This is a genomic window from Limnohabitans sp. (assembly GCF_044361985.1).
GTDB lineage: Bacteria > Pseudomonadota > Gammaproteobacteria > Burkholderiales > Burkholderiaceae_C > Limnohabitans_A.
On the sequence record NZ_JBIKHV010000069.1, the window covers coordinates 1 to 12,848 of the forward strand.

Annotated in this window: 12 protein-coding genes and 1 pseudogene; 10 read left to right on the forward strand and 3 right to left on the reverse strand. The window is 56.1% G+C overall.

The annotated features are described in order from the left end of the window. Together ACIQ3A_RS11100 and ACIQ3A_RS11105 are read right to left on the reverse strand one after the other, a co-directional pair. The coding region (locus ACIQ3A_RS11100; RefSeq protein WP_396431804.1) for a M20/M25/M40 family metallo-hydrolase at positions 1-1,154 on the reverse strand (1,154 nt) is incomplete at its 3' end. An 88-nt stretch (positions 1,155-1,242) separates the two neighbouring features. Further along, positions 1,243-1,530, reverse strand: a pseudogene (locus tag ACIQ3A_RS11105) (2-oxo-4-hydroxy-4-carboxy-5-ureidoimidazoline decarboxylase); the annotation flags it as partial. Between the two features lie 608 nt (positions 1,531-2,138). Here ACIQ3A_RS11105 and ACIQ3A_RS11110 point away from each other — a divergent pair. The 5 genes from ACIQ3A_RS11110 to ACIQ3A_RS11130 all read left to right on the forward strand — a co-directional run bounded on the left by ACIQ3A_RS11110 (position 2,139) and on the right by ACIQ3A_RS11130 (position 6,570). After that, positions 2,139-3,359 carry a urate hydroxylase PuuD gene (locus ACIQ3A_RS11110; RefSeq protein ID WP_396431805.1) on the forward strand — a complete coding sequence of 407 codons (1,221 nt, stop codon included), beginning with the start codon at positions 2,139-2,141 and terminating at the stop codon, positions 3,357-3,359. Between the two features lie 82 nt (positions 3,360-3,441). Then, positions 3,442-4,965 carry a nucleobase:cation symporter-2 family protein gene (locus ACIQ3A_RS11115; RefSeq protein WP_396431806.1) on the forward strand — a complete coding sequence of 508 codons (1,524 nt, stop codon included), beginning with the start codon at positions 3,442-3,444 and terminating at the stop codon, positions 4,963-4,965. Between the two features lie 56 nt (positions 4,966-5,021). Continuing rightward, a complete protein-coding gene (locus ACIQ3A_RS11120) occupies positions 5,022-5,780 on the forward strand; it encodes a class II aldolase/adducin family protein (protein WP_396431807.1) in 759 nt (252 codons plus the stop codon). Positions 5,781-5,839: 59 nt separating this feature from the next. Next, positions 5,840-6,049: a 4-oxalocrotonate tautomerase gene (locus tag ACIQ3A_RS11125; protein ID WP_396431808.1), complete on the forward strand. Its 210-nt coding sequence runs from the start codon at positions 5,840-5,842 to the stop codon at positions 6,047-6,049. Positions 6,050-6,060: 11 nt separating this feature from the next. After that, positions 6,061-6,570, forward strand: coding sequence for an AmiS/UreI family transporter (locus ACIQ3A_RS11130; protein WP_396431809.1), 510 nt, complete (start codon positions 6,061-6,063; stop codon positions 6,568-6,570). Positions 6,571-6,596: 26 nt separating this feature from the next. Here the strand turns inward: ACIQ3A_RS11130 and ACIQ3A_RS11135 are convergent, their stop codons facing one another. Beyond that, positions 6,597-7,508, reverse strand: coding sequence for a LysR substrate-binding domain-containing protein (locus ACIQ3A_RS11135; RefSeq protein ID WP_396431810.1), 912 nt, complete (start codon positions 7,506-7,508; stop codon positions 6,597-6,599). A gap of 112 nt (positions 7,509-7,620) precedes the next feature. On the opposite strand from ACIQ3A_RS11135, the gene gcl reads away from it, so the two are divergent. The 5 genes from gcl to ACIQ3A_RS11160 all read left to right on the forward strand — a co-directional run. After that, a complete protein-coding gene (gene gcl / locus ACIQ3A_RS11140) occupies positions 7,621-9,420 on the forward strand; it encodes a glyoxylate carboligase (protein ID WP_396431811.1) in 1,800 nt (599 codons plus the stop codon). Positions 9,421-9,447: 27 nt separating this feature from the next. Continuing rightward, the gene (hyi, locus tag ACIQ3A_RS11145) at positions 9,448-10,227 is read left to right on the forward strand and encodes a hydroxypyruvate isomerase (protein ID WP_396431812.1); all 780 of its coding nucleotides are present in this window, start codon (positions 9,448-9,450) and stop codon (positions 10,225-10,227) included. 12 nt (positions 10,228-10,239) lie between these two features. Continuing rightward, positions 10,240-11,142, forward strand: a complete 903-nt coding sequence (gene glxR / locus ACIQ3A_RS11150) for a 2-hydroxy-3-oxopropionate reductase (protein ID WP_396431813.1) — start codon at positions 10,240-10,242, stop codon at positions 11,140-11,142. Next, positions 11,139-12,410: a glycerate kinase gene (locus tag ACIQ3A_RS11155; protein WP_396431814.1), complete on the forward strand. Its 1,272-nt coding sequence runs from the start codon at positions 11,139-11,141 to the stop codon at positions 12,408-12,410. Before glxR ends, ACIQ3A_RS11155 begins: the two co-directional genes overlap by 4 nt. A gap of 13 nt (positions 12,411-12,423) precedes the next feature. Further along, positions 12,424-12,848 (forward strand): pyruvate kinase (locus ACIQ3A_RS11160; protein WP_396431815.1); only part of this gene is annotated, 425 nt, incomplete at its 3' end.

The window sequence follows — 12,848 nt, forward strand, 5'->3', positions numbered from 1 at the left end:
GTGCGGGGGCCTGCGCCGTAGATCACGCCCGGGATGCCACGTTCCACGTACAGACGCACATCGGTGTAGAGCGGGGTGCCCAGGGCCGGGATGGCTTCACCAAAGACCTGTTGGCCGTGTTTCTGAATGGCGTCGACCAGCGGCTGGTTGCCGGGCAGGGGCTTCATGGCGTTGGCCAGCAGCATGCGACGGATGTCGACATTCAGTTGCTTGCCGCCGCGGGGCGGGTTGAAGCTTGCGGCCGCGTCGGCAATGGTTTTGCGGATGGAAGCCTCGACCTCGGCCGGGTTTTCTTCGGGGATCATGCGGCGGTCGAGTTTGAAGCTGACTTTGCCGGGCATCACGTTGGTGTTGTTGCCGCCTTCAATCAAGCCCACGTTCAAATACGGGTGGGTGATGCCCTCGACTTTGGAGGTAACTTTCAGGTATTGCGCGTTCAGCGCGTGCAGGGCGCTCAAGATGTGCACAGCGCCTTGCAGCGCGTCGGTGCCGCTGTCGGGAATGGCGGCGTGGGCCATTTCGCCGTGCACCGTCACTTCCATTTGCAGGCAGCCGTTGTGTGCAGTGACCACCTGGTAGCTGAAGCCGGCAGCGATCATCAGGTCAGGCTGGGTCAGGCCCTTGGCCAGCAGCCAGCCAGGGCCCATTTCGCCACCAAACTCTTCGTCGTAGGTGAAGTGCAGTTCAACGCCACCCTTGAGTGGGGCCTTGAGTGATTCCAGCGCGCGGGTGGCAAAGGTGAAGGTGGAGAAGTCGCACTTGCTCACGGCGGTGGCGCGGCCGTACATGGCGCCGTTGTGGATCTCGCCGCCGTAGGGCGGGTGCGTCCAGCCTTCGCCCGGTGGCACCACGTCACCGTGGGCGTTCAGGGCAATGGTTTTGCCTTCACCGTACTTGCGGCGAACGATCAGGTTGGTGATGGTTTCCAGACCGTAGGCTTTCACCTCCGATTCGGGCACAGGGTGCTTTTCGGCCTCAAAGCCCATGGGTTTGAGCAGCTCTGCGGTGCGCTCGGCGTGCGGGGCGTTGTTGCCAGGTGGCGTGTCGGTGGGCACCTGCACCAGGGCTTGCAAGAACTTGACCTGTTCGTCAAAGTGCGCATCGATCCAGGCGTCGAGTTGTTGGTATTGGGCTTGGGCTTCGGTAGCGCTCATGACAGTTCCTGAGAGAGTTGGTTCAAAACATGTGTGAAGGCGTCGACACAAAGCTGCATGTCGCAGCTGGTGGTCGATTCGATGGGGTTGTGGTTGATGCCTTGGTTTGCTCGTTGGTGGATTCGGCCGTCAGTGTCTTGCTGACCATGGCCTTGCCCTCCAGCTCGGGGTGGGCACGGATCAGGCCCAGTTGCGCGTCGCGACTGGCTTGTCCCAACACCTCGGTCATGGCGTGTTTCAGGTGCGCCAGCGATCTGAAGGGGCGGCTATTTAAAGCTTGTTCGGCGATCCACGGTGTGTGCTCATACAGGCCATCCAGCATGTGCGCTGCATCGGATTGCGCAGCGCTGTTGAGTTGTTCAAGGGTCAGGGCCATGTTCAGTCCATGTAAGGGTGGGTGGTTTTCCAATTCGTTTCACTTAAACAGCCTCGGCAGCCACACACGAGGTGGTTCGTTCCGATGCCCATCGTCCCGGGTATGTTGTCGTCCTGGCACCGAGTCATGCTGCGCATCAACCATTCCACGGTTGATTCAGTTGTTGCTCTGTCTATGCTGTTCGCTACAGTTTGGCCAAATCAAAAATCAAAGCCAAATTATTGTATACAATTTTGTGGACGAAATGTATTTTGCTGGTTTCTGCTCGTGCAGATGCGACTGAAGGAGGCATTTTTTGGTGATGAATAACCTGCAGTCCTCATCCGTTGAGATGCTGCTGAAGCCCAGCATGGCCGATCGGTCATTCTGGGGGTGCGATTGGATTCGGAGAGACTCGTGAAGACCGTAGCCCGAAAGGCCAGAGCCAAAAAGCTGAACAAGAACCCACTGTGAAATCTAGGGTTTCCACTGATTTTTTAGCTTTTAAAAGTGTATACACTTTAGTGGACAAGTCGCAGCGGCGCATGAATCGGCCTCCAAACCGATGATGTTCGCGACATTAATTCTGCTCACAGCGCCCGCGGTGGTGAGCAGGTTGGAGAACCGTTATGGAAATTTATTTTCTTGACTGGGCCAACCTGCTCCTGCGCTGGTTGCACGTCATCACCGCCATCGCCTGGATTGGCTCCTCGTTTTACTTTGTCTTTCTGGACAACAACCTGCAAAACCCCAATTCACCAGATTTGCTGGAAAAAGGTGTGGGCGGTGCCATGTGGGCGGTGCACGGTGGCGGGTTTTACAACCCCCAAAAATACATGGTGGCGCCCCAGAAAATTCACACCAAATTGCATTGGTTTTATTGGGAAGCCTATTCCACCTGGCTCAGCGGCTTTGCACTTTTTACCGTGCTCTACCTCTGGAACGCGGGCACCTTCCTGATCGACAAATCCCTGATGGATTGGACGCCGGTTGTGGCCGGTACAGCGGCTGTGGGATTTTTGGTGGCCTTCTGGGTTGTTTACGACATCACTTGCCGTGTTTTCGGCTTTCGCAAAAACGGTGAGCTGATCGTTGCGGGCTTGATGATCGTAGTGGTGGCCTTGGCATCCTGGTTGGCGAATCACTTGTTCGCAGGCCGAGCAGCCTTCTTGCTGGTTGGTGCCATGATCGCCACAGCCATGAGCGCCAACGTTTTCTTCTGGATCATCCCCGGCCAGCGCAAAGTGGTGGCGGCCATGACTTCAGGAGGCACCTATGACGCCGACTCTCTGGCCATCCATGGCAAGCGTGGCAAGCAGCGCAGTGTTCACAACACCTACTTCACGCTCCCCGTCATCTTTGCGATGCTGAGCAACCACTACAGCTTTTTGTATATGCACGAGCAGCGCTGGGTGCTGCTGTTTGCGATGATGCTGGCCGGAGCCTTGATACGCCAGTTCTTTGTTCAGCGTCACGCCTTTCATCTGGGCCGCGCAGCCAACCCTTGGCCATTTGCAGCTGTGGGCTTGGTGATGATTTTGAGCGTAATCGTAGCCATGAAGCCCGCACCTTTGGCGACTACGGCCGCTACGGCTGACAACGCAGCACCCGTGGCATTTGAACAAGTCAAAACTGTTCTTGAGATGCATTGCTACATGTGCCACGGCGAGGCCGTTCAAATGAAGGGCATTCGACTGGATCAGGCCGCCTCAGTCAAAGCCAATGCACAAGCTGTGTTTCAGCAGGTAGCCGTTACACGACAAATGCCGATGAACAACGCGACGAACATCTCCGAAGAAGAGCGCCGCCTGATCAAGCGGTGGTTTGTGTCAGGTGCCTCAGTCGATTGATGGGTAGTAATGACGTGAAAGAAAAAGGCCTCCGGGGAGCCGGTGCCTGAGTGTAGAAACTGTAACTAAATTGGAGACGAAAATGAACGATACAACTGTTCACCCAGTAGACGAGCGACTGCCCACGGGCAAGCTCACTGCGCTGGGCCTGCAACATGTGCTGGTGATGTATGCCGGTGCTGTGGCTGTGCCCCTGATCATTGGACGCGCCCTCAAGCTCAGCCCCGAGCAGGTCACGATGCTGATCCAGGCCGACCTGTTTTGCTGCGGCCTGGTCACCTTGATCCAGGCCTTTGGCGCCACCCAGTGGTTCGGCATCAAGTTGCCAGTCATGATGGGTGTGACCTTTGCCGCCGTGGCTCCCATGGTGGCCATGGCTAATGCCACACCCGGCGTCGAAGGGGCGGGGCTCATATTTGGCGCCATCATCGGGGCCGGGGCGATATCCATTTTGCTTGCACCGGTGGTCAGCCGCATGCTGCGGTTCTTTCCGCCTGTAGTCACCGGCACCATCATCGCGATCATCGGTATCAGCTTGATGCGTGTGGGCATCAACTGGATTTTTGGCGTTCCTGTAGGCCCCACTGCACCTCAGATTGTTAACCCTGAACACGCTCAGTGGCTCGCCACTGTGAAGACAATGGCCGGTGCAGCCGTTCAGCCTGCAGCCGATGCAGCCGCTGCAGCAGCAGCCACCGTACCCGCAGTGCCGCCAGGCCTGGCCCTGGTGGGTACAGTGCCCAACCCCAAGTACGCGCAAATGCCGCACATCGCGATCGCTGCCGTGTCGCTGCTGTCGATCATGGTCATTGCCAAGTTTGCACGCGGTTTCATCGCCAACATCTCGGTGCTGTTGGGCATCGTAATAGCCGCCGTGATTGCCACGGTGATGGGCTACATGAACTTCGACAAAGTGGCCAAGGCCAACTGGTTTGACCTGGTGCTGCCTTTCGAGATCGCCACTCCGGTATTCGACCCGATCCTGATCCTGACCATGACCCTGGTGATGATCGTGGTGATGATTGAATCTACAGGCATGTTCCTGGCACTGTCGGACTTGACAGGCAAGAAGATTGACCAAAAACAACTGTCTGCCGGACTGCGCGTGGACGGTCTGGGTACCTTGATCGGTGGAATTTTCAACACCTTCCCCTACACCAGCTTCTCGCAAAACGTGGGCCTGGTGGGCGTCACAGGTGTCAAGAGCCGCTTTGTCTGCGTGGCCGCTGGCGTGATTTTGTTGTTGCTCGGTCTGTTGCCAAAAATGGCTGCTTTGATCGAATCGCTACCCACCTTCGTGCTTGGAGGTGCGGGTCTGGTGATGTTCGGTATGGTCGCCGCTACCGGTATCCGCATCCTGGGTTCGGTCGATTACAAAACCAACCGCAACAACCTGTTCATCGTGGCCGTCTCGATCGGTATCGGCATGATCCCGCTGATAGCGCCACGTTATCTGCAGTGGTTCCCACACGGTCTGCACCCGCTGATCGAGTCGGGCATCTTGCTGGCTTCGTTGACTGCCGTGTTGCTCAATCTGTTCTTCAACGGCGCCAGTGGTGACAACCGCGATGCCATTGAAGCTGCTAAGCAAGCTGACTCACACTGATGGATGAATAAATGACGGAAGGCCGGCCACGCGCCGGCCTTTTGTCTTTGAGCAACATGCCATCACATCACATGTCGGGCAGTCCCCAAACAGAGGACGAAGTCAGAGTCAACTTGGCTGCAGCCTACCGTTTGGCAGCATTGGCGGGTTGGGATGACACCATCTACACACACCTGTCAGCCTCAGTGCCTGGGCAGCCAGGTTTGTATTTCATCAACGCTTTTGGCCTGTGCTTTGAAGAAGTCACGGCCTCCAACCTGGTGAAAGTCAATCTGCACGGTGTGGTGGTTGACGGGTCCGACAGTCAGGTGAATCCAACCGGGTTCACAGTCCATGCAGCGGTTCATGCTGCGAGGCCGGACATCGAATGTGTCATTCACCTACACGCACCATGGGGGGTCGCCCTGTCCATGTTGCCGCAAGGCTTGATGCCCACATCGCAATGGGCGATGAGGCTGTACGGACGACTGGGTCGCCATCGCTATGAAGGCCTGGCCTTGGGCGAATATGAACAGCAAAGGCTGGTCAACAGTCTGGGAAGTCTTGACGGACTGATCCTGGACAACCATGGGAGTTTGACCGTAGGTCGAACCGTTGCTGAGGCCTACATGCTGATGCACATTTTGGAGCGGGCTGCGAAAGCCCAATTGCGTGCGATGGCCGCAACAGGCGGCTCGTTGAGGGCTGTTCCAGATGCATTGGCACTGAAGACTTATCAGCAGTGGATTGGTGATGGAAAAGAGCTTGATGGCGATGCTGAATGGCCAGCGCTTCTGCGCAGACTCGATCGCCTGTCTCCAGGCTACCGAAACTAGACATTCCACAGGCTTGTCACAAGCCTGATTCAAGTAAACCAACCAAAAAGGAAAACCAGATGCCCACCTTGCGTGTCGAACTGTTTGCAGGCAGAACACCTGAACAAAAAGCCCAACTGGCCACAGAATTGACCGAGGCCTGCGTGCGGGTCCTCGGCGGTGAGCCTGCTGGCGTTGATGTTGTGTTTTACGACATTGAACGCCACAACTGGGCTACAGCAGGAAAACTCTGGATTGAGTCCAAGTCCTCGACGGTTGAAAAAAGCTAAGGCAGGTGTGGATGTACGAGCCTTTGCTTCTCTTTTACGTTGGTATTGTCCTGACGCTCAATGGCTTGTGGATGCTGGAGAAAATTGCCGATCAGGAAATCCTGATCATCAATTTTTTGGTCGGCATATTGTTCTTGCGGATCGCAAACGAGCTGGCCTTCAGTGAGGCCGCAGACGAAAAGTCGATTCAGCAAGCCACTTTCTCCTTGATGTTTGCCTTCACCTACATGTGGGTCGCTTTGAACAGGCTCATGAACAATAACGGACGTGGTCTGGGTTGGTTCAGCCTGATGGTCGCCGTCACTGCGCAATGGGTGTCGATTGGGATGTTGGCATCCGCAGGCACAGACCTGTGGAAAATCTGGAGTGCAGTGTCGTGGACAGCCTGGGCTTTGCTTTGGTTGTTGTTCTTTTTCCTACAAGTCATCCAAGCACCCTGGGCACGCCTGACGGGCTGGATATCCATTATTCAAGGTGTATTGACAGGCTGGTTGCCTGCGATGCTTCTCTTCAAGGGCTGATCGACTCGTCTTGTCAGCATCAACCGTCAAGTCCCGATGGTCGCCCACCAATTGGGACCGAACTGGCCTTGCAGCCAGGTGATGAAGAGCTTGACCTTGGCAGGGACCAGGCGAGGAGAAGGGAACACGGCGTGCACCTCCTGCTGAGGCAGCTTCCATTGATCAAGCAGACTGACGATTGCCCCAGATTCGAGGGATTTGTGCGCCACATACAGGGGCAAGGCGGCGATGCCAAAATTGTGGCGAGCCGCAGTCAGCAGCATGGAGAGGTTGTTGGAGCGCAGCCTGCCACGGACGGCAATACTGGCCACATCGGCATCACCACCACTCAATTGCCAACGATCATCACCTTGCACAGAGCTGTAAATCAGGCAATTGTGCTTGCCAAGATCAGCCGGCTTTTTGGGGCGTCCGTGCTCTTTGAGGTAAGCGGGCGAGGCCACCAGGATCCAGGGATTAACACCTAGATAGCCCGCACCTAATGAAGAGTCCGCCAGCTTTCCTAGCCGTATGGCGACGTCGACGCCTTGCTCCACCAGATCGACATAACGGTCTTCGCAATTGAGTTCGATCTGTAAGTGGGGATTCATTTGCATGAATTCCATGACCAGGGGGGCCATCACCCGACGCCCGAAAGCCACTGAAGAGCTGATGCGGATTGCCCCCTGTGCCTGTGTTTGCAAGAGTGTGCCTACCGATTGCGCCTCATCGGCAAGGTGGCATATCGTTTTGCATTTTTCGTAATAGAGCAGACCAATTTCGGTCGGGCTCACGCCATGGGTGGTGCGATGCAGCAAGCGAGCGCCCAACTGCTGCTCCATGCGGTTGATTTGCTTGGTAGCTGCAGGTTGGCCAATGGCGGCTTCAGCAGCTGCTTTGCTGAAAGATCCGAGATCAACGACGCGGACAAAGAGCCTGATTTCGTGAATTTTTTCCATTCAAGTATTCCACCACGGAATAAGCATCATGCGCAATAGAGACGTTCCATAAAGACATGTGCCCATGCACCATCACGTCATTGCAACAAAAAACTTTCTAGGAGATTTGCACATGGCAAAGATGAAGGCCGCACTGGCGGCAGTTCTGGTGATGGAAAAAGAAGGCGTGACCAAGGCGTTTGGCGTCCCTGGCGCTGCGATCAACCCTCTTTATGCACAAATGATGGACCGAGGCACCATCGGTCATATTCTGGCGCGTCATGTGGAGGGCGCATCCCACATGGCCGAAGGTTACACCCGTGCAGTATCCGGAAACATTGGTGTGTGCATTGGCACCTCAGGGCCTGGCGGCACCGACATGATCACTGGGCTGTATTCGGCCCAGGCCGATTCCATCCCGATTTTGTGCATTACTGGCCAGGCCCCCAAGGCACGTCTGCACAAGGAAGATTTCCAGGCTGTGGACATCGCCTCGATCGCCAAGCCGGTCACCAAGTGGGCCACCACAGTGCTAGAAGCTGCTCAAGTGCCTGGTGTTTTCCAGCAGGCTTTTCACCTGATGCGCTCGGGTCGTCCGGGCCCAGTGCTGATCGATCTGCCCTTTGATGTCATGCAGACCGAGATCGAATTTGATGTGGACACTTACGAGCCCCTGCCGGTTTACAAGCCTGCTGCCTCGCGTAAGCAAATCGAAAAAGCCATCGACATGTTGTGCACCAGCGAGCGCCCACTGATTGTGGCGGGTGGCGGCATCATCAATGCCGATGCCAGCGATCTTTTGGTGGAGTTTGCAGAGATCATGGGCATACCCGTGATCCCGACACTCATGGGCTGGGGCACCATTCCCGATGACCATCCCTTGATGGTAGGCATGTGCGGTTTGCAGACCAGCCAGCGCTACGGCAACGCCAACATGCTGGCCAGCGACTTTGTGGTGGGAATCGGCAATCGTTGGGCCAACCGTCACACGGGGTCGACCGATGTGTATTGCAAAGGGCGCCGATTCATTCATGTGGATATCGAGCCCACACAGATTGGTCGAATTTTTGCCCCTGACTACGGGATTGTTTCGGATGCGAAGGCTGCGCTGCAAAAGTTCATTGAGGTGGCATTAGAGCTGAAAAGCAAAAATGCGTTGCCCAACTGGTCTGGATGGGCCAAGGAATGCCTAGGCCGGAAATCCTCACCCGAATTCCTTCGCAAGACTAACTTTGACAGCGTGCCGATGAAGCCGCAGCGCGTTTACCAGTGCATGAACAATGCCTTCAGCCGTGACACCACATATGTCTCCACCATTGGTTTGAGCCAGATTGCCGGTGCCCAGTTCCTGCATGTGTATCACCCACGCCACTGGATCAATTGCGGTCAGGCGGGTCCATTGGGTTGGACTGTACCTGCAGCTCTGGGTGTGCGTGCGGCTGACCCCAAGCGCGAAATCGTAGCCTTGTCCGGCGACTACGACTTCCAGTTCATGATTGAAGAGATGGCCGTTGGCGCGCAGTTCAAATTGCCCTACATCCACATTCTGGTCAACAACAGCTACCTCGGTCTGATTCGCCAGTCGCAGCGTGGTTTTTCGATGGATTTCTGCGTACAGCTGGGCTTCCAAAACATCAACGCAGATCCTCAAGATCCCGCTGGACAAGGTTACGGCGTTGACCACGTCAAAGTGGTTGAAGGCCTCGGCTGCAAAGCCATTCGTGTGATGCGCCAGGAAGAACTGGCCCCTGCGATCGAGCAGGCCCGAGCATGGATGGCTGAGTACCAAGTTCCAGTTGTCATTGAAATCATTCTGGAGCGCGTGACCAACATCGCCATGGGTACTGAAATCGACAACATCATCGAGTTCGAAGAGATGGCGACCAGCAAGGCAGACGCGCCAACAGCCGTAGCCGTTTCGATGCTGGATTGAGATAGCCATTCACTGGAGTAGAACAACATGACCAAATTTGCAGCCAATTTGACCATGCTCTTCACGGAGCGTCCATTTCTGGATAGGTTCGAAGCCGCAAGCCATGCGGGTTTCAAGGCCGTGGAATTTCTGTTTCCGTACGCTTGGCCAGCAGCTGAAATCAAGGCACTTCTGGTCAAACATCAGCTCAAGCTGGTGTTGCACAACCTGCCTGCAGGCGATTGGGATGCCGGTGAACGCGGCATCGCCTGTCACCCCAAGCGTGTGAGTGAGTTTCGCGAAGGCGTAGGCCGTGCGATTGAGTACGCCACCCAATTGGGTGTAACGCAGCTGAACTGCCTGATCGGCAAGGTTCCACAAGATGCCAGCCAAGTTCAGATCGATGAAACTGTGATCGAGAACCTGCGGTTTGCAGCTAACGAGCTCAAAAAACATGGGATTCGTTTGCTCATCGAGCCGATCAACACATTCGACATTCCCGGCTTCTACCTGCATGGGACTTCGCAAGCGTTGGCGCTGATTGACAAGGTCAGCTCAGACAACCTTTTTGTTCAGTACGACATTTATCACATGCAGCGCATGGAAGGTGAAATTGCTGCCACCTTGTCCAAACACCTTCAGAAAATCGGGCATGTGCAATTGGCTGATAACCCAGGCCGTAACGAGCCGGGGACCGGCGAACTGAACTATAGCTTCTTATTCAAACACCTCGATGCCATCGGCTACGACGGCTGGATCGGATGTGAATACAAGCCATCGGCCAAGACCGAAGACGGACTCGGCTGGATCAAAAATATCGCAAACTGAGAGGGCGAAAACATGAGCAACAACGCGAACAAAATTGGTTTCATTGGCCTTGGCATCATGGGTGCTCCCATGGCGCTGAACTTGATGCGTGCGGGCAATAAGTTGTTTACACATACCCACGGTAAAACACCCGACATCCTGGCTGAAGGGGGCGCAACCCTGTGCACCACCAACAAGGGTGTGGCAGAGCGTTCCGACATCATCTTCATCATGGTGCCCGATACGCCTCAGGTTCAGGAAGTTCTCTTTGGCGAGAGCGGGGTTGTGCACGGCCTTAAGCCTGGCAAGATCGTGGTGGACATGAGCTCAATTTCCCCGATTGCCACCAAGGAATTTGCTGCCAAGGTCCGCGCCAAAGGTTGTGAGTACCTGGATGCACCGGTCTCTGGTGGTGAAGTCGGGGCCAAAAACGCCACGCTGTCCATCATGGTGGGCGGCAATCAGGAAATCTTCGACCAGGTCAAGCCACTTTTCGAATACATGGGTAAGAACATTACCCTCGTGGGTGCGGTGGGTGACGGCCAGACGGCCAAAGTGGCCAACCAGATCATCGTGGCATTGAACATCGAAGCGGTCTCAGAAGCCCTTCTTTTCGCTGCCAAGGCGGGTGCCAATCCTGCCAAGGTGCGCGAGGCCCTGATGGGTGGCTTTGCCTCTAGCAAGATCCTGGAGGTACACGGTGACCGTATGATCAAACGCACGTTTGATCCAGGTTTCCGCATTGAGCTGCACCAGAAAGATCTGAACTTGGCACTGTCCACCGCACGCGCATTGGGCGTGGCTTTGCCCAATACCGCAACAGCTCAGGAGTTGTTCAATTCGTGCGCTGCTCACGGCGGTAAAGCATGGGACCACTCGGCCATGGTCCGTGCCCTGGAAAAAATGTCGAATTTCGAAATTGGTCAGCAAGCATGAAGCTGGGAGCCGCCAGCCTCATGCGTGAGATGTTCGAGGCGGCCATCGCCTCGGCGCAACCGCAGCTGTGCGTTCCTCCCCATTTGCCTTTGCCCAGCGAAGTCAAAGGGCGTTTGATTGTGATCGGTGCGGGCAAGGCCTCTGCGGCCATGGCTCGTGCTGTGGAAGATCATTGGACAGGTCCTCTTTTGGGACTGGTGGTCACGCGTTATGGCTACAAGGTGCCATGCACCAAAATCGAGATCGTTGAAGCCGCGCATCCGGTACCTGACCAGGCCGGGCTTGATGCGGCACATCGCATGCTGCACCTGGTTCAGGGTCTCGGTTCGGACGATGTGGTCTTGTGTCTCATCTCTGGCGGCGGCTCTTCGCTTTTGCCCCTGCCGCTGGTGGGTGTTTCCTTGCAGGACAAGCAGCAAGTCAACCGTGCGCTGCTGGCCAGCGGCGCCACCATCAGCGAAATGAACACGGTGCGTCGCCACTTGTCGGCGATCAAGGGCGGCCGACTGGCTGCGGCTTGTTACCCGGCCCGTGTCATCAACCTTTTGCTATCGGATGTACCGGGTGATCGGCCTGTTGACATTGCTTCTGGCCCCACGGTGGCTGATCCGAGCACTTGCCAGGACGCACTCGACATCGTGCAGCGTTATGGCATTGCACTGCCTGCACATGTGCTGGGTATTTTGGCGAGCGGGTCCGGCGAATCCGTCAAGCCTGGCGATCCTCGCCTGGCCCTGCTCGAAACCCGAATGATCGCGGCACCTCAGCAAGCTCTTGAGGCTGCGGCAGCGATGGCACATCACCACGGTTACACCCCTTTCATTTTGGGCGACGCCATTGAAGGTGAAGCGCGTGATGTGGGCAAGGTATTGGCGGCCATCGCCTTGCAGACGGCTGTCAAAGGCGAGCCTTTTGCATTGCCCTGTGCTTTGCTTTCGGGCGGGGAGACCACGGTCACTCTTCGCGGCCAGGGTCGTGGTGGTCGCAATGTGGAATGCCTGCTGTCATTTGCCATTGCCACACAGGGACACCCCGAGATTCATGCGCTCATGGGAGACACCGACGGTGTCGATGGCATCGAAGAAATCGCCGGTGCCGTCATGGGCCCGCACACGCTGCGCATGGCATTTGGCAAAGGGCTCAGTCCTCGAGCCAGCCTAGACGCCAACGACGGCCATGGGTTTTTCCAGAGTCTCGATGATTCGGTCATTACCGGACCGACACTCACGAACGTGAATGACTTTCGCGTCATTCTGATCAATAAATGAGGAGACAAAAATGATTCACCGTACACGTCGCGCCAAGATTGTCGCGACGCTGGGGCCTGCCAGCTCCAGCCATGATGTTATCCGCCAGTTGTTCTTGGCCGGCGTGGATGTCTTTCGTATGAACTTCAGCCATGGCGACTTCGATAGCCATTCCATGCGCTTCCAGATGGTTCGCGACATCGAGCGAGAATTCGGCCGTCCCATCGGCATCCTGGCTGATTTGCAGGGTCCGAAGTTGCGTGTGGGTAAGTTCGCCGAAGGCCATGTGATTCTGACCCAAGGGCAAGCCTTCAGGTTCGATCTGGACCTGGCGCTGGGTGACTCCAGTCGTGTCAATTTGCCGCATCCTGAAATTTTTGCGGCTTTGATCCCAGGTACGGATTTGCTGCTCGATGATGGCAAGTTACGTGTTCGCGTCGAGCGTTGCGATGCCCAGTC

Excerpts from the sequence above, each read along its gene's own strand:
- ACIQ3A_RS11110 (WP_396431805.1), top strand. The coding sequence starts at position 2,139 with ATGGAAATTTATTTTCTTGACTGGGCCAACCTGCTCCTGCGCTGGTTG.
- ACIQ3A_RS11115 (WP_396431806.1), top strand. The coding sequence starts at position 3,442 with ATGAACGATACAACTGTTCACCCAGTAGACGAGCGACTGCCCACGGGC.
- ACIQ3A_RS11120 (WP_396431807.1), top strand. The coding sequence starts at position 5,022 with ATGCCATCACATCACATGTCGGGCAGTCCCCAAACAGAGGACGAAGTC.
- ACIQ3A_RS11125 (WP_396431808.1), top strand. The coding sequence starts at position 5,840 with ATGCCCACCTTGCGTGTCGAACTGTTTGCAGGCAGAACACCTGAACAA.
- ACIQ3A_RS11130 (WP_396431809.1), top strand. The coding sequence starts at position 6,061 with ATGTACGAGCCTTTGCTTCTCTTTTACGTTGGTATTGTCCTGACGCTC.
- ACIQ3A_RS11135 (WP_396431810.1), bottom strand. The coding sequence starts at position 7,508 with ATGGAAAAAATTCACGAAATCAGGCTCTTTGTCCGCGTCGTTGATCTC.
- gcl (WP_396431811.1), top strand. The coding sequence starts at position 7,621 with ATGGCAAAGATGAAGGCCGCACTGGCGGCAGTTCTGGTGATGGAAAAA.
- hyi (WP_396431812.1), top strand. The coding sequence starts at position 9,448 with ATGACCAAATTTGCAGCCAATTTGACCATGCTCTTCACGGAGCGTCCA.
- glxR (WP_396431813.1), top strand. The coding sequence starts at position 10,240 with ATGAGCAACAACGCGAACAAAATTGGTTTCATTGGCCTTGGCATCATG.
- ACIQ3A_RS11155 (WP_396431814.1), top strand. The coding sequence starts at position 11,139 with ATGAAGCTGGGAGCCGCCAGCCTCATGCGTGAGATGTTCGAGGCGGCC.